Genomic DNA, 21,800 nt, shown 5'->3' on the forward strand with positions numbered 1-21,800 from the left:
ATTAAGATATATTTTACCAAATTTTCAGAAAATTACAACCCTTTTTGCAATTTTTTTGAGATTATTTTCACAAGCTTGGTTTTTCAAACTATTTGAAACTTGATTCTAATCTTCATTGAAAACTTATAAATGATAAAAAGGATTAGACAATCTAACCCTTTTTAGTTTATGCATTTAAGAGAGTACTTTTAGCACTGCGACACTAGTATCATCAATGACATTTTCTTGTTTCGAACGACTATTGGTCACAAGCATTTCTAGATTTCCTGCATTTTCAAAGTATAAGGAAGTTCCCTTGGCATTGAATACTACCAATAGATGTTCTGGCCCCCCGTGAATCTCGTAAACAATCCATCCGCTATTTTCTGCAGCTGTGTGAACAAAGACATGACGGTAAACTTCTTCGTATGTAGGATAAGAAAAGGCGCTAGTCTGTGTTTTCAGTCGAATAATTTGACGGACAAAGTCAATGCTTTCTTGTCTTTCATTGATTAAATCCCAGTTTATTTGGTTAACACTGTCAGGAGCGTTGTAACTATTCATAGCACGTTCTCGGTCTGCCGAAGTGAGTTGTCCATGTTCACCCGTCGGAATTAATTTGGTTCGACCAAATTCTTGGCCAATTTCCATAAAGGACATTCCTTGCATGAGAAGGTTCATTGCTGTCGCTGTCTCAACCTTGCGCATAATCTGGTCTGAACTTTGATCAGGATGAAGAGTCGCCAACAAATCATGAAGATTGTAATTGTCATGGGCTTCAACATAGTTGAGAACCTGGTTTGGACTGAGATAAGAACCCAATTCTCGGCTACCAAGAATGGCCTTGGCAATGATTGGTTCAGTGGCTGCACCACTTACAAATCCTGACTTGATTGCACCATAAACTTCTCCTCCTTTGACCGCATCACGCTGATTATCATTGAAGAATCCGATATTTGGCATTTGGTAGGCATTATCCTTCTTGGCCTTATCATAAGTTGCAAGACCTGTTCCCATATCCCAGCCTTCTCCATAAGTGATAATACAGGGATCAACCTCATCTAGCGCCCAACGAATCGCTTGCATGGTTTTGACATCATGAATACCCATCAAGTCAAAACGGAAGCCGTCAATATTGTATTCCTGTACCCAGTATAGAAGAGAATCAATCATGTACTTGCGGAACATTTCGTGTTCACTGGCTGTTTCATTTCCAACACCTGTTCCATTCTGGAAGGTACCGTCTGGATTCATACGATAGTAGTAATCAGGGACAGTTGTTTGGAAAGGTGCATCAACCGTTGAAAAGGTGTGATTATAAACCACGTCCATAATGACACCAATCCCCGCATCGTGATAGGCTTGAACCATGGTCTTCAAATCACGAATGACCTGCCCTGGATCATCTGGATTACTAGAAAAACTTGGTTCTGGTGCATTGTAGTTTTGAGGGTCATAACCCCAGTTATAGGTTACATTTCCATCCTCATCGTATTCCTTATGGCGATCAAAGATAGGCTGGAGTTGAACATAGTTGCAGCCAAGTTCTTTGATATAGTCAAAGGCGGTTGCTTGTCCGAATTGGTTTACAGTTCCAGTCTGGGCAGCACCAAGGAAGGTTCCACGGAGATGCTCTGCAACTCCAGAGGTCGGAGATTTGGTTAAATCTCGGATATGCATTTCACAGATAACTGCTTTACATGGATTTTCCAAACGCCAAGGCGCTTCTGTTCCATGTTTGACCACAAATCCTTCTACTTGTCTGTCTTGATGAGAAAGAATTACGGAACGTTTGCCGTCAGGACTTGTGGCAATCGTGTAAGGATCTCTCGTCACAGTCTGGTGGTGAGGAAAGTCAATCTGATACTGATAAGCCTTGCCAGCAAGATTTTCATCTAAGTCTAGACTCCAAACACCAATGGTATTGTACTTATGACTGTATGAATAGCTATTACCACGCTCTAGATTAAAGGTTTTCCAAATCGGAGCGTCGTTGCTGGTATTTTCGTAGACAACCACCTGTACAGCAGTAGCCGTAGGAGCCCAAAGTTTAAAGCTAGTCTGATAATCTGAAAGACTGTAACCTAGTTCTCCTTGGTAGCCCCAGTGGTGATCAAAACTAGCGCTATGTATTGCTCTATCAAAAGCAAATGGATTTTGATCTTTGTAGTAAGGACTAGCAATGGCTGGGTTTTCAGAATAATAAACAGTCTCGTCGCCCTCTAAAATCCAAACTTCTGTCAGAAGCGGATAGTAGTTATAACGCACGGAATATTCCTTAACTGTCCCATCAATCTCGACAGAAAACTTCAGGTTTTCTAACTTTTCTTGACTTGTAACTGTGAAGGAGAACTTTGCTCCAAAAAAGTTATTTTCATAATACAATTTTTCAACATTGTCCGCCTGTTTTCTACTAAATGAACAGGCTGCATAATCCCCGTTTTTTCGATGAAAATGGATGACTACAGGGTAATTAAACATTTCTTTTCCTAATTTCTAATTTTAATTTAATTTTTTATGTGGTGCTGATAGATTCAGCGATTTAATTTCTTACTCAAGATAGACTCAATCCATGTCAAAACACTTTAGGAAAGACAGTTTCAGACTATCTAACACCTAGCCTTCTACTATTCTTTATAAACTTTCTAGCCAAGCTTCATCTCGAACCTCAATACCAAGTTCTTGTGCTTTTTGAAGTTTACTTCCAGCATCTGCTCCTGCAACAACGAGGTCTGTCTTTTTAGAAACACTGCCTGTCACTTTGGCACCCAGACTTTCGAGTTTACTTTTAGCTTCTGAGCGCTTGAGTCGCTCCAATTTTCCAGTCAATACAACGGTCAAGCCTGACAAGGCTGCATCTGCCACTACAGTCTGACCTTTATAGTCCAGATTTACCCCAGCTTCTTTCAATTCTCTTAGGAGAATTTCAGAGCCTTCTGTCGCAAAATAAGTCTGAAGACTCTTGGCAATCACACCACCCAAACTCTCAATACTAGCCACTTCCTCTGGATCTGCCTGAGCCAGATTTTCGATTGAATGAAAATGTTGAAGTAACAGCTGACTGGCCTTGCTTCCGACATGACGAATTCCCAAACCAAATAAGAGCTTCTCGGCAGAATTTTCCTTAGATGCTTGAATAGCTTGATACAGTTTAGAAGCAGACTTTTCCTTAACCCCCTCTAAAAGGAGGAAATCTTCTTCTTGTAATCGGTAAATATCTGCCACATCCTTAACCAGATTAGCAGCAAATAGCTTCTCAACTACTGATGGACCGAGTCCTGTAATATTCATGGCATCTCGAGAAGCAAAGTGAATCAAACCTTCCATAATTTGGGCAGGGCAACGCGGATTGATACAACGGAGGGCCACTTCATCTTCAAAGTGCAACAAGTCAGAGTTACAACTTGGACAGTTTGTAGGGATATCTAGTTTTTCTTCAGAAATCCGTTTGGACTCTACTACACGTAAAACGGCAGGGATAATGTCACCAGCCTTATAGACGATAACCGTATCATCTTTGCGGATATCTTTTTCAGCAATATAATCCACATTATGCAGAGTCGCACGGCTAACAGTTGTACCAGCTAGTTGTACTGGTGTTAGATTGGCTGTTGGGGTTACAACACCCGTACGGCCAACTGTCCAATCAACTGATAAGAGTTGAGCTTCTTTTTCTTCAGCTGGGAACTTGTAGGCCACTGCCCACTTTGGAGCCTTAACGGTAAAACCAAGTTCTTCTTGACTTGCTAGGTCGTTTACCTTGATTACCACTCCATCGATATCATAAGGCAGGTTTTCCCGTTCCTGTCCTACTTCTTGGATAAAATTCCAGATTTCATCTATGTTTTCTGCCAAGATTCGCTTAGGATTAACCACAAAACCTAGTTGTTCAAGGTGCTTCAACACCTTTTCTTGACTGTCACGAGTTGAAAGACTGGCTTCTTGATAGAGGAAGGTAGCAAGATTGCGCTTGGCTACTACTGCCGTATCCAACTGTCGCAGGGTGCCTGCTGCCGCATTACGAGGATTGGCAAATTCAGGCTCTCCATTTTCTTGTCGTGCTTGGTTGACCTGGTCAAAAGAAGCGCGTGGCATATAACATTCCCCACGAACTGTGATATCTAGTTCTTCTGGCAAAGTCAAAGGAATGTCCTTAACACGCTTGAGGTTTTCCGTGATATTCTCCCCAACAGAACCATCTCCACGTGTTGCACCAACAACTAAAATCCCCTTTTCATAAGTAAGCGATATAGACAAGCCATCAATTTTCAGCTCACAAATATAGGTCGGATGAGCCACTTCCTTACGAACACGCGCATCAAAAGCTTCAAGCTCCTCACGTGAAAAAGCATCCTGCAAACTATAAAGAGGATACTGATGACTGTATTTTTCAAAACCATCTAAAACCTTGCCACCAACACGATGGGTCGGACTATCTGCTAACACTTGATCTGGATAGGCAGTTTCTAACTCAACCAACTCACGGTAAAGACGGTCGTACTCACTGTCTGAAACCGAGGGATTATCGCTGGTATAGTACTCAGTCGCATAGCGATTGAGCAAGGCGACCAACTCATTCATTCTTTTATTCATAAAACTATTTTACCATAAATTAAGCCCTTCTCACAAACGAGAAGGGCGGAAAAAACACTTAGATTGGAATTATTTTTGAAGTCCAAGCAAACTTATGTCTCTTTTTCAAAATGAGTTCGTACATAGCCTAGAGCTAAGAAGGATAAGGCGACAACTCCAAGTCCAATAATCAAGAAAGAATAAAGATGGACACTTGGAAGAAAGGTCATCAAACCTTTCGCAAGCGGCATAAAGAGAATTGCCAGTGTAAAAATGGTACTCAATACCCTACCCAAATATTCTCCATCAATCTTGGTCTGTACCTGTGTAAAGAAGTGAATATTAAAAATCGTCATAAAGAGTTCACAAATCAGGTTTCCAGAAAAGGTTAAAATATTGGGCAGAGGCAAACCCATCATGAAAACTCCTACTCCTGTTAAAATCAATAAGAACAAAAGTGTATTCATACTTGATTTAAATTTATTTGCTATCAGTGCTCCTATAATTGAGCCAATCGCACCCATGGTTAAGATAGTCGCATAAGCTCCTTCTACTCCATATAGTTTATTTGAAAAAGGAAGCAAAAACTCAAAAGCCGCAAAAAAGAAATTAACGCTGGAAGCCACTAACAGGAGAAAGAAAATCTCTTTTTGATGCCAGATATAGTGCAAGCCATCTTTGATATCTGCAAAAATATCTTTACCAGTAAAAAGTTTCTTATCTTGAACCATTGGTTCTTCTTTTGGAAGTAAGGCCACTAGAACAAATGCTATAAAAAAAGTCAAAGCATCTAGTAAGAGCGTCAGATGGAGACTTGCAAATTGTAAGACCAGAAAAGAAAGTACAGGAGAACTCACACTGACAACCTGCAAGACCAACTCCAAACGAGAATTGTAGAGGACCAGTTCATCCTTCTCTACCAATTCTGTGATAATGGCCTTATTTGCAGGTCTAGAAAAGGCAAAAGCAATAGCCTGCACAATATTGGCAAAAATCAAAGCGCCAATCATCCAGCTGTCATTCCTTATGAAAGAAATAGCCAGACAAAGAATCCCACAAACAAGGTCTGTCACCATTAAAATCCTACGACGAGAAAAACGGTCTGAAATGACTCCACCAAAAGGATTTACGAGAATAGATGTGACCAGTTCAGAAATCTGATACATTCCTAAAACTGTCTGTCCGATAGTCCCCATGGAAGCCAACCAGACACTATTTCCATAATCATAGAGCATATTCCCTATCTTGTTAACAGCTCCACGGCTAATCAACTGTACGGCATAGCGATTCATAAAAACTCCTCTCAAATTTTGAAACTATTGTATCAAAACTTGGAGGAGTTTCTCATTTTTCCCATATTTGGGAAAATTAATCTTTGACAAATTTCTCGTAGTGTTCCTGATAGTAGGCTACTTGCTCTGGAAGACCTAGCACGTCAAAAATATGCATGGCCTCTTGCATCTGCTTACAGCCTACTTTACACTGTCCCTTTTGATACAAGGCAAAACCTTTTAAATAATGGAAAACATTACGCTCATAAAGTTTAATACCTTTACCAATAATCTTCTCTGTATAAGTCTCAAAATATCTTGCATTGTCAAAAGAAAGATGCTCTAAACAATGCTGGTAACAATTAAGGGCTAAAATCAAGACCAGTTTTCTATGGCGACCAATTTCTTGATAAAATCCCTCCCTCTCCATCACTTCTCTACCAATTCGAGTGACGTAGTCCACATCGTAGAAACTATAGAGGTTTCCAAAAAGAATCAACTCATACATGGTCCATTCTTCTGTTTTGAAGAGATAATCTGCTACCTTATCCAAATCATCCCGCTCCATATGATAACTCGAATCTCTTTGACAAATCAGACCTTGTAGCAAAATCCAGTTCAGCTCAAAATAAAGGGGATTCGTCGAACTCTTAGCCTTTTCAAGTTGTTCTCTTTGAAGCTTTTGAAAACCTGCAATATCATTTGAGTAGTAAAGGGGTACAATTTGTCCCATCATGGCAACATGTTCATGATTATGAAAATTCCTTGCCTTGTCCATGAAATTTTCGATTGTAACATGAATGTTATCCAAAATCTCAAAGAAACGAGAAACTGCTAGGTCAGACTCCCCAAGCTCAAAGCGAGATAACTGGGAAGTTGAACAGGACTCCCCTGCCGCCTCCTTTAAAGAATAATTTCCACTTGTTCGAAATTCACGAAATACCTTTCCAAGATGTTCCATTTTACACCTGCTCCGATAATTCTTCCCATTCAAGCATCGCTTCTTCCTGACGGTGGCTAATTTTGTCCAGTTCAGCCTGTAATTCCATCAGTTTGTCGGCATCGTTGGTTTCCAACATTTGTTCAGAAATGGCCTGGCTTTGACTTTCTAGCTCTTCAATTTCAGCTTCTAGACTTTCGATTTGTCGCATGAGTTTGCGAACTTCTTTTTGACTTTCTTTCTGAGCTTGATAGTCATTAACTGGACTTGCTTCTTTTGCTTGATTAGTAGTTGAAATTTCCTCAGTTTGAATCATTTCTACTTCTGCTTTCTTCTCGACATAGTAGTCGTAATCTCCAAGATAGAGAGTTGATCCATTCTCAGACAATTCCAGTACATGAGTTGCCACACGATTGATAAAGTAACGGTCGTGACTGACGAATAGAAGAGTTCCATCAAAGTCAATCAAGGCATTTTCCAACACTTCCTTGCTATCAATATCCAAGTGGTTGGTTGGCTCATCCAGAATCAAGAAGTTGTTGTTTTCCATGGAAAGTTTAGCCAGAAGTAAACGGGCTTTCTCGCCACCAGACAGCATGCCGACTGATTTTTTAACATCATCTCCTGAGAAAAGGAAGGCACCTAGACGGTTACGAATTTCAACTTCTGGTGTCAGTTTAAAATCATTCCAGAGTTCATCCAGTACAGTATTACTTGGTGTCAGCTTGCTTTGGGTTTGGTCATAGTAACCAACCTCAACATTGGCGCCAAAGCGCTTCTCACCCTTGATAAAAGGAATCTGGTCCACAATAGACTTGATAAAGGTTGACTTGCCAATACCATTTGGTCCAACAATAGCAACAGCATTCATCTTACGAAGGTCTAGGTTGATAGGATCTGACAATATTTCCCCATCATAGCCAATAGCTGCATTCTCAACAGTCAAAACAACATTGCCCGACGTTTTTTCAGACTGGAAGGTCATGTTGGCTGATTTCTTGCCAGCTTCAGGTTTGTCCAAACGCTCCATTTTTTCCAGTTGTTTGCGTCGAGATTGGGCTCGTTTGGTCGTCGAAGCACGTACTAGATTGCGATTGACAAAGTCTTCCAGAGCAGCGATTTCCTTTTGTTGCTTTTCATAGTTTTTTGCCTCAGTAGCTAGCTTTTGCTCCTTTAACTCAACAAAACGAGAGTAGTTGCCCACATAGCGATCCAAGGAATGCTTGGTCAAATCCAGCGTAATTGTCGCAACCTTGTCTAAGAAGTAACGGTCGTGGCTGACAATAATAAGGGCGCCGCTATAGTTTACCAAGTAATTCTCTAGCCAGGCAATGGTTTCAATATCCAAGTGGTTGGTTGGCTCGTCCAAGACCAAGAGATTGGGCTTTTCAAGGAGCATTTTAGCCAGTGCCAGACGAGTATTTTGACCACCCGAAAGCTCGGCAATTTTCATCTGCCACATAGACTCGTCAAACTTAAATCCATTTAAAATCGCTCGTATATCAGCTTCATAGGTAAAGCCACCTGCTTGGCGAAAATTCTCAGATAAGCGGTCGTAATCTGACATCAGTTTATCCAAATCAGCACCAGACTTTTCTCCCATCTCTAGCTCCATCTGACGAAGTTGTTTCTCCGTCCGACGCAAATCATCAAAGACATGAAGCATCTCATCGTAGATGGTATTTTCAGACTCAAAACGGCTATCTTGGGCTAGGTAAGACAGAGAAATATCTTTTTTCTTATTGATTTCTCCACTAGTTGGCTCCTCTTCTCCAACCAAAATCTTCAAAAGAGTAGACTTACCTGCACCATTTTTCCCAACAAGGGCTATCCGATCTCGTTCATCAACCTGCAGGTTTATATTATCAAAAAGAACCTCTCCTGCAAAAGAACGTTCAATTTTATTAGCTTGTAAAATAATCATAAGAGTAGTATAGCATGTTTCCCTAAGGCATTCAAGACTTGATAAACAGGCATATGTCACTACTTTTCTGAAAATTATGCTACCGTTTTACTAAAACGCTAAAAAGTGCTATAATGTGAACGGTTAAAACAATTTACAAAAAGGAGAATTTCAATGTCTTACCAAGAAAATTACCAGAAATGGGTTGATTTTGCGGAGCTTCCTGATTACCTTCGTCAAGATTTGGAAAATATGGACGAAAAAACTAAGGAAGATGCCTTCTATACAAATCTTGAATTTGGTACTGCAGGTATGCGTGGCTTGATTGGTGCTGGTACAAACCGCATCAACATCTACGTTGTGCGTCAAGCTACTGAAGGATTGGCTCGTTTGATTGAGTCTAAAGGTGGAAACGAAAAAGAACGCGGTGTCGCAATTGCCTACGATAGCCGTCACTTCTCACCTGAGTTTGCCTTTGAATCTGCGGCAGTTCTTGCTAAACACGGCATCAAATCTTACGTATTTGAAAGCCTTCGTCCAACTCCAGAACTATCATTTGCAGTTCGTCACCTCAACTGTTTTGCGGGTATCATGGTCACAGCCAGTCATAACCCTGCACCATTTAACGGATACAAGGTTTACGGTGAAGACGGTGGACAAATGCCTCCACACGACGCAGACGCTTTGACTACATATATCCGTGCAATCGAAAATCCATTTGCTGTAGAAGTTGCTGATGTGGAAGCTGAAAAAGCTTCTGGCTTGATTGAAGTTATCGGCGAAGCTGTCGATGTTGAATACCTCAAAGAAGTTAAGGACGTAAACATCAACCCAGCCTTGATTGAAGAATTTGGTAAAGACATGAAAATTGTCTACACACCACTTCATGGTACTGGTGAAATGTTGGCTCGTCGCGCTCTTGCCCAAGCAGGATTTGACTCTGTTCAAGTCGTTGAAGCGCAAGCAACTGCCGATCCTGACTTCTCAACTGTAAAATCTCCAAACCCAGAAAGCCAAGCAGCCTTTGCCCTTGCTGAAGAACTTGGTCGTCAAGTTGGTGCAGATGTTCTTGTGGCAACTGACCCAGACGCTGACCGTGTTGGTGTTGAAGTTCTTCAAAAAGATGGTAGCTACCTCAACCTTTCAGGTAACCAAATCGGTGCTATCATGGCTAAATACATCTTGGAAGCCCACAAAAACGCTGGAACTCTTCCAGAAAACGCAGCCCTCTGCAAATCTATCGTATCAACTGACTTGGTAACGAAGATTGCTGAAAGCTACGGCGCAACCATGTTCAACGTTTTGACAGGTTTCAAATTTATCGCTGAAAAAATCCAAGAATTCGAAGAAAAACACAATCACACATACATGATGGGATTTGAAGAAAGCTTCGGTTACTTGATTAAACCTTTCGTACGTGATAAAGACGCTATTCAAGCCGTTCTTGTCGTTGCTGAACTTGCTGCCTACTACCGTTCTCGTGGTTTGACACTTGCTGACGGTATCGAAGAAATCTACAAAGAATACGGCTACTACGCAGAAAAAACTATCTCTGTTACCCTTTCAGGTGTTGATGGTGCTGAACAAATCAAAGCGATTATGGCTAAATTCCGTAACAACGCTCCAAAAGAATGGAATGCAACAGCTATCACTGTAGTAGAAGACTTCAAGGCTCAAACTGCCACTGCTGCTGACGGTACTGTTACAAATTTGACAACTCCTCCAAGTGATGTTTTGAAATACACACTTGCTGACGGTTCATGGATTGCTGTTCGCCCTTCAGGTACAGAACCAAAAATCAAGTTCTACATTGCAGTTGTAGGTGAAACCAACGAAGAATCACAAGCTAAAATCGCTAACATCGAAGCAGAAATCAATGCTTTTGTAAAATAAAGCCCTATAAAAGATGAGACCAACCAATCTCATCTTTTTTTCGTATCAAATCTAAGCAATTTTAGAAACTTTATGGCATACTAGACTTATCAATGAAAGCGAGGTAATCTCATGGAACAATTTTTAGATAATATCAAAGACCTTGAAGTCACTACAGTAGCGCGTGCGGAAGAAGCTCTTGATAAAAAAGAAACTGCAACCTTCTTTATCGGTCGCAAAACTTGCCCTTACTGCCGTAAATTTGCTGGTACCTTGGCAGGTGTCGTAGCTGACACTAAAGCTCACATCTACTTCATCAACAGTGAAGAACCAAGCCAACTCAATGAGTTGCAAGCATTCCGCTCACGCTACGGAATCCCAACTGTACCAGGATTTGTTCACATTGCGGATGGACAAATCAATGTCCGTTGCGACTCTTCAATGTCAGCACAAGAAATCAAAGATTTCGCTGGATTGTAAAAAAGCCACTCATCGAGTGGTTTTTAAATGGTCAAAATTACGTTTTTTCAAGCAAATCTTGTATCATCCGATGCAGTTCTTCGATTTTCTCAGATTGTTTCTCTATTAATATTCTTTGGCCCGATAATTCGTCTTGGAGTTTATCAAGTTTTATCTGTTCATCTGGATTATCTTTTACAAAAAAGTTCGTCAAGGCACTTGTTAACATTCCTATTGTACTAATCCCTACCAACATTAATAAAAAAGCTAGCCATTTCCCAAAAAGGGAAACTGGAACAATATCACCATAACCAACAGTGGTTACTGTCACAAGAGCCCACCAAAGACTATCTGAGAAAGATTTTTCTTCAACTACAGATAAAATTGAACTTCCTACTAGAACAATAAAAATATTAACATACAAGATATAAATCAGGCCATTTGTCCGTAAGAATCTACTAATTTTTCTTTCTAATTTACCTGTAAGTCCAATTATTCTAAGTAAACGAGTCAGTTTCAGTAATTTTGTCAGCCTTGCTAAGCGGAAGATACGCCCTAATCGCAATACTGTAAAAATAGCATTTAAAGGAAGGATAGCTAACAAGTCAAAGATATTTTCAAGTATAAACCTCCATTTTGCTTTACTTGAAAAGAACCGCCAACTATAATCTACCACAAACACAAACCAAAGTAGCAAGTCAATAATACTGTATGGAGGACTGTCTAAATCAATCATCTCAGCAAATCCAAGTAATACCAGAATATACTCAACTTTAATTCAATAAATATCTCTCCGATGACCAACTTCTAAAGTAGCAATGACTAATTCATCATCTACAATTTGTACGATAACTCGATAATTACCAATTCTATAGCGCCATTGACCAACGCGATTACCAACCAAAGCCTTTCCGTGTCGTCTTGGGTCTTCCAAAACATTGGTTTGTAAATAGTTTGTAATTATCTTCTGCGTATAACGATCCAATTTTTTCAATTGCTTGATGAAACGTCTTGTTGGAACTAATTTATACAAATTATTCATCCTCCAAGCCTAAATCATGCATCATTTCTTCCCAAGTAATGGGTTCAACTCCTTTTTCCAAGTCTTCTAAATACTCTTGATAGGCTAAATCTGCCACACGAGCATCGTATTCATCTTCTAGAGCTTCAAGAGTTTTGGTGCGGATAAGTTCCGACAGGGAAACCCCTTCAAACTTAGCCATTGCTTTCATAAATGTTTTATCAGCTTCAGAAACTTTTAATGTAATAGTAGTCATCTTTTGCACTCCCTTTTTTAATAGTAACACCATTGTATTACTTTTTAGGTGTTCAGTCAATATAAAAAGAACACCTTCTTAGCGTTCTTTCTATATATCTGTCAATGGTGTTGCGGTATCTGGTGAGGTATCATATACCTTAAAGTCTATCCCAACTCCAAGATCAGCTTGAGCCAACTGATTTACCATGGTCATATGAGCCAGTTCCTTGATATTGTTCTCCTTAGATAAATGACCAAGGTAGATTTTCTTAGTGCGGTTTCCCAAGGTACGAATCATAGCTTCAGCACCGTCCTCGTTAGAAAGGTGACCCAGATCCGATAGTATTCGTTGTTTGAGTCGCCAAGCGTAAGAACCTGCTCGCAAAATCTCTACATCATGGTTGGACTCGATAAGATAGCCATCTGCATTCTCGACAATTCCTGCCATACGGTCACTAACATAACCTGTATCTGTCAAAAGGACAAAACTCTTGTCATCCTTCATAAAGCGATAGAACTGCGGTGCGACTGCATCATGACTTACACCAAAACTCTCGATGTCGATATCTCCAAAGGTTTTTGTTTTGCCCATTTCAAAGATATGCTTTTGCGAAGAATCCACCTTGCCAAGATACTTGCTATTTTCCATAGCCTGCCAGGTCTTTTCATTGGCGTAAAGATCCATACCATACTTGCGAGCCAACACACCGACTCCATGGATATGGTCTGAATGCTCATGGGTAATCAAAATGGCATCCAAGTCTTCTGGCTTGCGATTTATTTCAGCAAGTAGGCTGGTGATTTTCTTACCAGATAAGCCTGCATCCACTAAAAGTTTCTTTTTTGGCGTTTCCAGATAAAAGGAATTTCCACTGGAACCCGACGCTAAAATACTGTATTTAAAGCCTGTTTCACTCATTCTGGTCTTCTATTTCGTCCTCCCATACTTCTTCCTTCACTGCATCCTTATCATAAGGGAGCACAATGGTAAAGGTTGATCCCTTACCATATATACTCTTGGCCCAAATAAAACCATTATGTTGTTTGATAATTTCTTTAGCGATAGACAGTCCTAGCCCTGTTCCACCTTGAGCACGGCTTCTAGCACGATCCACACGGTAGAAACGGTCAAAGATACGTGGCAAATCCTGCTTAGGAATACCCAATCCTTGGTCTGAGATGGATAAAATCATCTGATCATCAGTCGTCTTCATGGTCACTGTGATTTTTCCACCATCTGGAGAATATTTAATGGCATTGTTGAGAATATTATCAATCACCTGCGTCATCTTGTCTGTATCAATTTCAATCCAGACAGACGTAATCGGATAATCTCTAACCAATTCATATTTCTTTTCTTCGTCTGATCCCCTCATCTTATCAAAGCGGTTAAGAATAAAGGTAATAAAGGCTGTGAAGTTAATCAGTTCCACATCTAGGTGACTAGTTGCATTATCAATTCGAGAAAGATGGAGAAGGTCTGTCACCATCCGCATCATACGGTTGGTTTCGTCTAGAGACACCTTGATAAAGTCTGGTGCAACAGGTTCTGACAAGGCTCCCTCATCCAAGGCTTCAAGATAGGATTTTACACTAGTCAGAGGCGTCCGTAACTCATGACTAACGTTGGAAACAAAGAGTCTTCGTTCGCGTTCTTCCTTCTCCTGCTCCGTCGTATCATGCAAAACAGCTACCAAACCTGAGATAAATCCAGACTCACGACGCACCAAGGCGAAGCGTACACGAAGGCTCAGATACTCACCATTGGCATCCTGAGAATCAATCATGAGTTCAGGAACTTGGGTAATCAAATCACGAAGTTCATACTCATCTTCAATCTTAAGTAATTCTAGAATACTTTTATTGAGAACATCTTCCTTCTGAACACCTAGCTGTTTCTTAGCCATGTCATTAATCATAGTAATCTTACCACGACGATTGGTCGCGAGGACTCCATCTGTCATGTAAGAGAGGATACTGTGCAATCGTTTACTCTCTTGTTCCAGATTTTCTTGGGTCAAACGGATTACTTCTGATAAATCATTGAGATTATTGGTAATATTAGTGATTTCAGAGCTTCCCTGCATATCCAATACCTGAGAATAATCTCCTGCAATCAAGTCTTTAACTTTTTGATTAATTTGCTTCAACCGAATATTATCTCGCCGATTTTCTAGCAAAAGCAAGGTAACAATCAAGATAAAACCCAATAAAATTAAAATGAAGATAAAATCACTAGTAAGAATATTTTTTCTAATCAATTCAATCATTATTTCTCATATAATAACCAACACCACGACGTGTTAGGATATACTCTGGACGACTAGGTGTATCTTCAATCTTCTCACGCAAACGTCTGATAGTTACGTCAACAGTCCGAACATCTCCGAAATAATCATACCCCCAGACCGTTTCAAGCAAGTGTTCACGGGTAATCACTTGACCAATATGAGAAGCCAAGTGGTACAAAAGTTCAAATTCACGGTGGGTCAAGTCTAGTTCTTCACCATATTTTTTAGCCACATAGGCATCTGGTACAATCTCCAAGTCCCCAATTTGCAAAGGTTGGGTTTTCTTTTCATCTGACTCTTGATTATCTACAGAAACCAAGTCCGTACGACGAAGAAGAGCTTTAACACGCGCCTGCAACTCACGATTTGAGAAGGGTTTTGTCACATAGTCATCCGCTCCAAGCTCCAAACCAATAACCTTATCAAATTCGCTGTCTTTAGCTGACAGCATGATAATAGGAACACTACTCGTCTTACGAATAGTCTTTGCAACTTCTAAACCATCAATTTCGGGAAGCATCAAATCCAGAATAATAATATCTGGTTGCTCTGCTTCAAATTGTTCTAGTGCTTCACGACCATTAAAAGCAGTTACAACCTCGTAACCTTCCTTGGTCATATTAAACTTGATAATATCCGAGATTGGTTTTTCATCATCTACAATTAATATTTTTTTCATTTGTTCACCTTTTTCTCTACTATTATATCAAAAAAATAAAAAGAAGACACAATAGCTAGTCTTTACTACTGTCTAAGTTGGCTTGTGCATAAGCCTGCCAGATTTTTTGTTGGGGTTTGGCAAGTGGGTAATTCTTAAACTCTTCTGGTGAAAGCCAGCGAACTTCCCTATCTGGAAAGTCATTGTAGTCACTCACCTGACCTGCTACAATTTGAACATGCCACTTACGATGACTAAAGATATGCTTGACAGTCTCAAAATAAATATCAAGCCAATCAACATCTAGGTCATAGTCCTGCTGGAAACTCTCTTCTGGACTGGGACCAAAGTTCACGCTTTCTTCTGCAACCTGATGAAAGAGGTCAAACTGCTCTCCTTGCGAAAAGTTATCAACTTCTATCAAGGGGAAATGCCAAAAACCTGCCAATAGCTTTTCACTTTCATTTTTTTCAAGTAAAAATTGTCCCTGAGTATTTTTGACCACCAAGGCTTTAAGATAAATTGGAACAGGCTTTTTCTTGGGAGCCTTAATTGGATAACGGTCCATTGTGCCATTCTGATATGCCGCACTAAAGTCCTTAACTGGGCTTTCTTCTGGTCTGGGATTTACAGGCGCCTCAATATCAGATCCTAAGTCCATCAAAGCTTGATTAAAGTCACCAGGCCTTTCTGGGTCAATCAAGATTTCCATCATTGCCTGAAAAATTTTACGATTACTTGGAATCCCAATATCGTGATTAACTTCAAATAGACGTGCCAAAACACGCATGACATTACCATCTACAGCTGGCTCAGGCAAGTTAAAAGCAATACTGGAAATGGCTCCTGCAGTGTAAGGTCCAATTCCTTTCAAGCTGGAAATTCCTTCATAGGTGTTTGGAAATTGACCACCAAAATCAGTCATAATCTGCTGGGCTGCAGCCTGTAAATTACGAACTCGAGAATAATAACCCAAACCTTCCCAAGCCTTCAACAAACGCTCTTCAGGCGCATTCTCCAAACTTTCTACTGTTGGAAACCAGTCCAAGAATCGTTCGTAATAAGGGATAACCGTATCCACCCTAGTTTGCTGGAGCATAATTTCAGACACCCAGATATGATAAGGATTTTTACTTCTACGCCACGGTAAATCTCTTTTGTTTTCATCATACCAAGCGAGAAGTTTCTCACGGAAAGAAATGATCTTCTCCTCCGGCCACATGACGATACCGTATTCTTTCAAATCTAACATATCTCTAGTATAACACAGAAGATTCTAACTGTCCTTTTCCTAGTATTAGTACTCTTCGAAAATCAAATTCAAACCACGTCAACGTCGCCTTGCCGTACTCAAGTACAGCCTGCGGCTAGTTTCCTAGTTTGCTCTTTGATTTTCATTGAGTATAAAAAGCCTCTTCCCAAAGGAAAGAGGACTAAATCTTATTGATGAACAGCTTGGGCTGCTGTGATAAGGGTCAACTTGTAAACATCATCTGCATTACATCCACGAGAAAGGTCGTTAACTGGCTTGTTCAAACCTTGCAAAACAGGTCCTACAGCCGCAAAGCCACCAAGGCGTTCTGCCATCTTGTAACCGATATTTCCTGCCTCGATACCTGGGAAGATGAAGACATTTGCTTGACCAGCTACCGTACTTCCAGGAGCTTTCAGAGCTGCAGTTTCAGGAACAAAGGCTGCATCAAATTGCAATTCCCCATCTATTTCAAGGTCAGGACGCAAGTCGTGAGCAATTTTAGTTGCTTCTACAACCTTATCAACACTTTCACCAAAACCTGAACCCTTAGTAGAATAACTTAGCATAGCAATTTTAGGTTCGATGCCAAACATCTTAGCTGTGATTGCTGAGTTGATTGCAATTTCAGCCAAGGCTTCAGCGTCTGGATTGATATTGATGGCACAGTCCCCAAAGAGGTAACGCTCCGTACCACGAACCATGAGGAAGGCACCTGAAGTACGAGTTACATTTGGACGAGTTTTGATGATTTGAAGAGCTGGACGAACTGTTGAAGCTGTTGAGTGAATCGCTCCTGACACCATTCCATCAACCAAGCCCAAGTAAACCAACATAACACCAAAATAGTTGACATCTTCAACCAAAACCTTGCGTGCATCTTCTTCAGACATTTTGCCCTTGCGACGCTCCACTAAAGCAGCAACCATTTCTTCAAATTTATCGTAGTGTTGAGGGTCGATGACTTCATAACCGTCCTCAATACCTTCGATTTCAAGATAAATTTTAATTTTTTCAGGATTTCCAAGCAAAACAGGAATCACTTCTGTTTCTTTTACCAGGCGTTTAGTCGCTTGAAGAATACGAGGTTCTTCCCCTTCAGGGAGAACGATACGAGCATTTTTACCAACCAAGTTGGCTTTGAGACTTTCAAAAACTTCCATGAGTTTTCTCCTTTTAGATAATAATTATACTCTGAAACTGTTTTTATAGAGTATTAGTTGATAACTGGGTAATAAGGTTGCTAAAATCATTCGGCAAGGGACTTTCTAACTGCAAGTCTTGCTCTAAAAATGGATGATAAAAAGATAGGTAATGGCAATGCAGGGCTTGGCGCTGAATTCCATCGTCTAGACTACCACCGTACAAATCATCTCCCAACAAAGGAAAACCAATATGAGAAAAATGGACTCGGATTTGGTGGGTTCGCCCAGTGTGCAGGCGAATGTCTACCAAATGAATATTCCCATAAGATGCTACAATCTTGTAAGAAGTATGAGCATACTTTCCACCTTTAGCCACCCGTCTAGTGATAATAGAGTCTTCATCACGCGCAATCGGAGCAATAATTTCTCCCTCTTGCTCCAAGTGTCCATCACCTTTAACCAAAGCAAAGTAGCGTTTTTCAATGGACTTCTTCTGCAACTGCTTGTCTAATCGTGCGTGGGCATAGCCGTGCTTAGCAAAGAGCATCAAGCCAGAAGTATCTCTATCAAGCCTAGTCACAATGTGAACCTGCTGATTTTCATAGTTTTGCTTGACGTAGTAACCCTTAATAAAATTGGCAATGGTATTAGAGTGGTTGACACTAGGAATAGAAGCCACTCCATAGGGTTTATTCAAGACTAGAAAATGGTCATCCTCATAGAGAATGTCTAATGGTCTCTCGATAGCTTCTAGAGTTTCAAAACCTTCCTCAGCGGGAATATCAATGGCAACGCGGTCTCCAATGTCCAATAGATACGTCGCATTTTGTGGTTGATCATTGACCAGGATAGCTCCGCCTCGAAACTTAATCTTAGCCAGGAGCCCCTTAGAAACCTCGTGCTTTTTTAAGAAGGTCTTAACCTTGACATGCTCATCTGCGATAAATTCAAACCTCATTCGTCCACCTCTCCGATAAAAGCATCCTTAACTCGGTTCCAGAAACTGGTATGGCTCGGTGATGCGACAAAGTGAATCTTATGATGGTCGATTTGATACTCAATTCGTTCAATATTGCGGAAGGAATAAACGCTATTGTCAACCGAAATAGTATGGTAATCGTTTCTCGTCGGGATAAGTTCAATCTTATCCTTCTTTGGAACAATAATGGACGAACCCAGCGTTCGATAGACACGATTGTTAAGGCTGGCAATTTCCGTTAATTGCAAAGCTTCAATGGTTGGGTGTAAAACAGCTCCACCGAGCGACTTGTTATAGGCTGTACTACCAGTCGGTGTCGAAACTGTTAGCCCATCTCCACGAAAACGTTCAAAGTGGACACCGTTAATCACAACATCCGCCACCATGGTTCGATCAGACCTGCGGATGCTGGCTTCATTTAATGCTCTGAAAATCTTCACTTCACCATTTTCAAGAAAGACCTTCACATTTAGAACAGGGTAAGAGACTCTTGCTCCGGTATCTAGCTGCAAATTAGTCACTAGCTTATCCAACTCAAAATCACGGTAGTCCGTATAGAAGCCCAAATGTCCAGTGTGAACACCAATGAAGCGGACCTTGTCAAGCTGGTTTTCGTACTTATGAAAGGCCGACAAGAGCATACCATCCCCACCGATGGAAATAACGATATCTGGATTGGTATCATTGAGTATAAACTGATTTCTCTTCAAACGATCTCGCAATTCATACAAAACCCTTTGACTCTGCGGTTTTCTATTAGCTATCAGGTCAATTCTTTTACCTGTATTCTTCATCTGTATCGTCACTGTTTCCTACACCATCATTTAATTTTCTACTCAAAGGATCAAAAAGTGCCTGGGCTTCCTGGATATCATCTCGAATTTTACCCATTTCTTCATCCAACTGATGAGCAATCTTGGCTGTAATTTCCAGTCGCTTCTTTATCTCCTCTGGGAAATCCCCTTGGTACTTGTAGTTGAGAGAATGTTCTATCGTTGCCCAGAAATTCATGGCCAAGGTACGTATTTGAATTTCCGCCAAAATGGTTTTAGCACCATTGATAGTGTCAACCGTATATTCTACTACCACATGATAGGAACGATAGCCTGATGCTTTTCGATGAGTAATGTAATCTCGCTCCTGTATGATCCGCATATCCTGACGCTTGCGCAAAATCTCCACTACTTCCTTGACGTCATCTACAAACTGAACCATCACACGCAAACCAGCAATATCTTGCAAATCGTGCTCTAAGGTCGCATAAGTAATGCCACGCCGAGCCATTTTTTCCCTGATGCTCTCAATTGGCTTGACTCGGCCAGTCACAAACTCAATCGGAGAATGCCTATTTTGCTTACGATATTGCTTCCGAATACCACGTAGTTTAATCTTTAACTCACCAACAGCTTGAATGTAAGGATCTAGAAATTCTTCCCATTCTAAGGTCATATATTCTCCCTTGTTCTCATATTATCCTTCAAAAATATCTTTGATTTTTTCTCCAGATTCATATACAATAAATACAATGCTTATTATACCATAAATCCGCTTTCAACGATAAAGAAAAGGTAAGAAAAATGAAACATTTAGAAATTGAATTGAAAACACTCTTGAAAAAAGATGAATACAATCGTCTAAAGGACCAGTTCACAGACGTCACTCCTGTTCTTCAAAAAAATTACTACATAGACACGCCTGATTTTGAACTGAGAGAAAAGAAAGTTGCTATGCGCATTCGAACCTTTGAAGACTGGGCAGAATTGACACTCAAAGTCCCGCAAAGTGTTGGAAATATGGAGTACAACCAAAAATTGCGACTAAAAGATGCTGAAAACTATCTGAACAAGGAAGAACTTCCTCAAGGGCTTGTGCTTGATGAATTAGCAAAACATGGTATCCAAAGTAAAAAATGGCAGGTCCTTGGTTGTCTAACAACGCTTCGCTATGAAATGCAAACACCAATTGGCCTCATGGCACTAGATGAAAGTCAGTACTTTGATATTACAGATTACGAATTAGAGCTTGAAGTGGAAAATCACGAGCAAGGGAAACAAGATTTCCAGCAATTTTTAGAGGAAAATCAGATTGCTTATCAAAAAGCTCCCTCAAAATTGGTCCGATTTGTCAAAAGCATGAAAAATAGCTGAAATAATCTCTATTTTTTGGTAAAATAGAAAAAATAAAATACAAAAATCCCAGTTCATATAGGCTAGGCAGATATGGCTAGGATTTAAAAAGTTTACAGAGGAAGGTCTATAATGTCAGATAGAAAAAACATGAAACTTTTCGCACTCAACTCTAACCAAGAGATTGCACAGAAAATTGCACAAGCTGTTGGTGTACCGCTTGGAAAACTATCATCACGTCAATTTTCAGACGGAGAAATCCAAGTAAATATCGAAGAAAGTGTCCGTGGTTATGATGTGTACATCATCCAATCAACAAGTTTCCCTGTTAACAACCACCTAATGGAATTGCTAATCATGGTCGACGCTTGTGTTCGTGCAAGTGCCCACAGTATCAACGTTGTCCTTCCATATTTTGGTTATGCACGTCAAGACCGCATCGCTTCACCTCGTGAGCCACTTACAGCGAAACTAGTTGCCAATATGCTAGTTAAGGCTGGTGTAGATCGTATCCTTACGCTTGATTTGCATGCCGTTCAGGTTCAAGGATTCTTTGATATTCCTGTTGACAACCTCTTCACAGTTCCCTTATTTGCAAAACATTATTGCGATAAGGGCTTACTTGGCTCAGATGTTGTTGTTGTTAGCCCTAAAAATTCAGGTGTAAAGCGTGCCCGTAGCTTGGCTGAATATCTTGATGCTCCTATCGCCATTATCGATTACCCACAAGATGATGCAACTCGCAACGAAGGCTATATCATCGGTGATGTTGAAGGTAAGAAAGCTATCTTAATTGACGATATTCTGAATACAGGACGTACCTTCTCTGAAGCTGCTAAAATCGTTGAACGTGAAGGGGCTACAGAAATTTATGCTGTTTCTAGCCACGGTCTCTTCGTCGAAGGTGCTGCTGAACTTCTTGATAATACTAATATTAAAGAAATTCTTGTGACTGATTCAGTAGCAACAAAAGAAAAAACTCCTAAAAACGTATGCTACATCACTGCTAGTGAGTTAATTGGTGATGCTATCGTCCGTATTCACGAAAGAAAACCAGTCAGCCCACTCTTTGCCTACAACAAAAAGAAATAAGGT

Annotated in this window: 20 protein-coding genes; 4 read left to right on the top strand and 16 right to left on the bottom strand. The window is 40.4% G+C overall.

Annotated elements, in window-relative coordinates:
• Positions 1–174: 174 nt before the first annotated feature.
• The 5 genes from pulA to SM12261_RS05260 all read right to left on the bottom strand — a co-directional run bounded on the left by pulA (position 175) and on the right by SM12261_RS05260 (position 8,686).
• Positions 175–2,460 (bottom strand): type I pullulanase, encoded by a 2,286-nt coding sequence (gene pulA / locus SM12261_RS05240; RefSeq protein WP_000483702.1) that lies wholly within the window; start codon positions 2,458–2,460, stop codon positions 175–177.
• 153 nt (positions 2,461–2,613) lie between these two features.
• Positions 2,614–4,572, bottom strand: coding sequence for an NAD-dependent DNA ligase LigA (gene ligA / locus SM12261_RS05245; protein WP_004239449.1), 1,959 nt, complete (start codon positions 4,570–4,572; stop codon positions 2,614–2,616).
• 92 nt (positions 4,573–4,664) lie between these two features.
• Positions 4,665–5,843 carry an MFS transporter gene (locus tag SM12261_RS05250; protein ID WP_001083047.1) on the bottom strand — a complete coding sequence of 393 codons (1,179 nt, stop codon included), beginning with the start codon at positions 5,841–5,843 and terminating at the stop codon, positions 4,665–4,667.
• A gap of 76 nt (positions 5,844–5,919) precedes the next feature.
• Entirely contained in the window at positions 5,920–6,783 is an 864-nt protein-coding gene (locus tag SM12261_RS05255; protein WP_000400541.1) for an Rgg family transcriptional regulator, read from the bottom strand.
• Position 6,784: 1 nt separating this feature from the next.
• Complete coding sequence (locus tag SM12261_RS05260) at positions 6,785–8,686, bottom strand: ABC transporter ATP-binding protein (protein ID WP_000584858.1); 1,902 nt, start codon at positions 8,684–8,686, stop codon at positions 6,785–6,787.
• A 153-nt stretch (positions 8,687–8,839) separates the two neighbouring features.
• Here SM12261_RS05260 and SM12261_RS05265 point away from each other — a divergent pair, with 153 nt between their 5' ends.
• Both SM12261_RS05265 and SM12261_RS05270 read left to right on the top strand, forming a co-directional pair.
• Positions 8,840–10,558, top strand: a complete 1,719-nt coding sequence (locus SM12261_RS05265; RefSeq protein ID WP_000121686.1) for a phospho-sugar mutase — start codon at positions 8,840–8,842, stop codon at positions 10,556–10,558.
• 111 nt (positions 10,559–10,669) lie between these two features.
• Positions 10,670–11,017, top strand: a complete 348-nt coding sequence (locus tag SM12261_RS05270; RefSeq protein ID WP_000434630.1) for a DUF6568 family protein — start codon at positions 10,670–10,672, stop codon at positions 11,015–11,017.
• Positions 11,018–11,054: 37 nt separating this feature from the next.
• Here SM12261_RS05270 and SM12261_RS05275 read toward each other — a convergent pair whose 3' ends face one another.
• From SM12261_RS05275 to yjbM, 11 genes are all read right to left on the bottom strand, one after another.
• Entirely contained in the window at positions 11,055–11,732 is a 678-nt protein-coding gene (locus SM12261_RS05275; RefSeq protein ID WP_000566125.1) for a potassium channel family protein, read from the bottom strand.
• Positions 11,733–11,774: 42 nt separating this feature from the next.
• On the bottom strand, positions 11,775–12,029 hold the full coding sequence (locus SM12261_RS05280; RefSeq protein WP_004239453.1) for a type II toxin-antitoxin system RelE family toxin: 255 nt from the start codon (positions 12,027–12,029) through the stop codon (positions 11,775–11,777).
• Position 12,030: 1 nt separating this feature from the next.
• On the bottom strand, positions 12,031–12,273 hold the full coding sequence (gene relB / locus SM12261_RS05285; protein ID WP_000208079.1) for a type II toxin-antitoxin system RelB family antitoxin: 243 nt from the start codon (positions 12,271–12,273) through the stop codon (positions 12,031–12,033).
• Between the two features lie 90 nt (positions 12,274–12,363).
• Positions 12,364–13,173, bottom strand: coding sequence for an MBL fold metallo-hydrolase (locus SM12261_RS05290; RefSeq protein ID WP_000004960.1), 810 nt, complete (start codon positions 13,171–13,173; stop codon positions 12,364–12,366).
• Complete coding sequence (vicK, locus tag SM12261_RS05295) at positions 13,166–14,524, bottom strand: cell wall metabolism sensor histidine kinase VicK (protein ID WP_000571163.1); 1,359 nt, start codon at positions 14,522–14,524, stop codon at positions 13,166–13,168. Before vicK ends, SM12261_RS05290 begins: the two co-directional genes overlap by 8 nt.
• Positions 14,517–15,224, bottom strand: coding sequence for a response regulator YycF (gene yycF, locus SM12261_RS05300; RefSeq protein WP_000722072.1), 708 nt, complete (start codon positions 15,222–15,224; stop codon positions 14,517–14,519). Before yycF ends, vicK begins: the two co-directional genes overlap by 8 nt.
• A 55-nt stretch (positions 15,225–15,279) precedes the next feature.
• Complete coding sequence (gene mutY / locus SM12261_RS05305; RefSeq protein WP_000886130.1) at positions 15,280–16,455, bottom strand: A/G-specific adenine glycosylase; 1,176 nt, start codon at positions 16,453–16,455, stop codon at positions 15,280–15,282.
• Positions 16,456–16,643: 188 nt separating this feature from the next.
• Positions 16,644–17,618: a phosphate acetyltransferase gene (gene pta / locus SM12261_RS05315; RefSeq protein ID WP_000451571.1), complete on the bottom strand. Its 975-nt coding sequence runs from the start codon at positions 17,616–17,618 to the stop codon at positions 16,644–16,646.
• A gap of 43 nt (positions 17,619–17,661) precedes the next feature.
• On the bottom strand, positions 17,662–18,558 hold the full coding sequence (locus SM12261_RS05320; protein WP_001209983.1) for an RluA family pseudouridine synthase: 897 nt from the start codon (positions 18,556–18,558) through the stop codon (positions 17,662–17,664).
• Positions 18,555–19,373 carry an NAD kinase gene (locus tag SM12261_RS05325; protein WP_000799056.1) on the bottom strand — a complete coding sequence of 273 codons (819 nt, stop codon included), beginning with the start codon at positions 19,371–19,373 and terminating at the stop codon, positions 18,555–18,557. The genes SM12261_RS05320 and SM12261_RS05325 overlap by 4 nt, the downstream gene beginning before the upstream one ends.
• Positions 19,357–20,028, bottom strand: coding sequence for a GTP diphosphokinase (gene yjbM, locus SM12261_RS05330; protein WP_000171692.1), 672 nt, complete (start codon positions 20,026–20,028; stop codon positions 19,357–19,359). The genes SM12261_RS05325 and yjbM overlap by 17 nt, the downstream gene beginning before the upstream one ends.
• A gap of 128 nt (positions 20,029–20,156) precedes the next feature.
• Here yjbM and SM12261_RS05335 point away from each other — a divergent pair, with 128 nt between their 5' ends.
• On the top strand, positions 20,157–20,726 hold the full coding sequence (locus SM12261_RS05335; protein ID WP_000681279.1) for a CYTH domain-containing protein: 570 nt from the start codon (positions 20,157–20,159) through the stop codon (positions 20,724–20,726).
• Positions 20,727–20,837: 111 nt separating this feature from the next.
• Positions 20,838–21,797 carry a ribose-phosphate diphosphokinase gene (locus SM12261_RS05340; RefSeq protein ID WP_001283818.1) on the top strand — a complete coding sequence of 320 codons (960 nt, stop codon included), beginning with the start codon at positions 20,838–20,840 and terminating at the stop codon, positions 21,795–21,797.
• Positions 21,798–21,800 lie beyond the last annotated feature (3 nt).

It is taken from the genome of Streptococcus mitis NCTC 12261 (assembly GCF_000148585.2).
Taxonomy (GTDB): domain Bacteria; phylum Bacillota; class Bacilli; order Lactobacillales; family Streptococcaceae; genus Streptococcus; species Streptococcus mitis.

Excerpts from the sequence above, each read along its gene's own strand:
- pulA (WP_000483702.1), bottom strand. The coding sequence starts at position 2,460 with ATGTTTAATTACCCTGTAGTCATCCATTTTCATCGAAAAAACGGGGAT.
- ligA (WP_004239449.1), bottom strand. The coding sequence starts at position 4,572 with ATGAATAAAAGAATGAATGAGTTGGTCGCCTTGCTCAATCGCTATGCG.
- SM12261_RS05250 (WP_001083047.1), bottom strand. The coding sequence starts at position 5,843 with ATGAATCGCTATGCCGTACAGTTGATTAGCCGTGGAGCTGTTAACAAG.
- SM12261_RS05255 (WP_000400541.1), bottom strand. The coding sequence starts at position 6,783 with ATGGAACATCTTGGAAAGGTATTTCGTGAATTTCGAACAAGTGGAAAT.
- SM12261_RS05260 (WP_000584858.1), bottom strand. The coding sequence starts at position 8,686 with ATGATTATTTTACAAGCTAATAAAATTGAACGTTCTTTTGCAGGAGAG.
- SM12261_RS05265 (WP_000121686.1), top strand. The coding sequence starts at position 8,840 with ATGTCTTACCAAGAAAATTACCAGAAATGGGTTGATTTTGCGGAGCTT.
- SM12261_RS05270 (WP_000434630.1), top strand. The coding sequence starts at position 10,670 with ATGGAACAATTTTTAGATAATATCAAAGACCTTGAAGTCACTACAGTA.
- SM12261_RS05275 (WP_000566125.1), bottom strand. The coding sequence starts at position 11,732 with ATGATTGATTTAGACAGTCCTCCATACAGTATTATTGACTTGCTACTT.
- relB (WP_000208079.1), bottom strand. The coding sequence starts at position 12,273 with ATGACTACTATTACATTAAAAGTTTCTGAAGCTGATAAAACATTTATG.
- SM12261_RS05290 (WP_000004960.1), bottom strand. The coding sequence starts at position 13,173 with ATGAGTGAAACAGGCTTTAAATACAGTATTTTAGCGTCGGGTTCCAGT.
- vicK (WP_000571163.1), bottom strand. The coding sequence starts at position 14,524 with ATGATTGAATTGATTAGAAAAAATATTCTTACTAGTGATTTTATCTTC.
- yycF (WP_000722072.1), bottom strand. The coding sequence starts at position 15,224 with ATGAAAAAAATATTAATTGTAGATGATGAAAAACCAATCTCGGATATT.
- mutY (WP_000886130.1), bottom strand. The coding sequence starts at position 16,455 with ATGTTAGATTTGAAAGAATACGGTATCGTCATGTGGCCGGAGGAGAAG.
- pta (WP_000451571.1), bottom strand. The coding sequence starts at position 17,618 with ATGGAAGTTTTTGAAAGTCTCAAAGCCAACTTGGTTGGTAAAAATGCT.
- SM12261_RS05320 (WP_001209983.1), bottom strand. The coding sequence starts at position 18,558 with ATGAGGTTTGAATTTATCGCAGATGAGCATGTCAAGGTTAAGACCTTC.
- SM12261_RS05325 (WP_000799056.1), bottom strand. The coding sequence starts at position 19,373 with ATGAAGAATACAGGTAAAAGAATTGACCTGATAGCTAATAGAAAACCG.
- yjbM (WP_000171692.1), bottom strand. The coding sequence starts at position 20,028 with ATGACCTTAGAATGGGAAGAATTTCTAGATCCTTACATTCAAGCTGTT.
- SM12261_RS05335 (WP_000681279.1), top strand. The coding sequence starts at position 20,157 with ATGAAACATTTAGAAATTGAATTGAAAACACTCTTGAAAAAAGATGAA.
- SM12261_RS05340 (WP_001283818.1), top strand. The coding sequence starts at position 20,838 with ATGTCAGATAGAAAAAACATGAAACTTTTCGCACTCAACTCTAACCAA.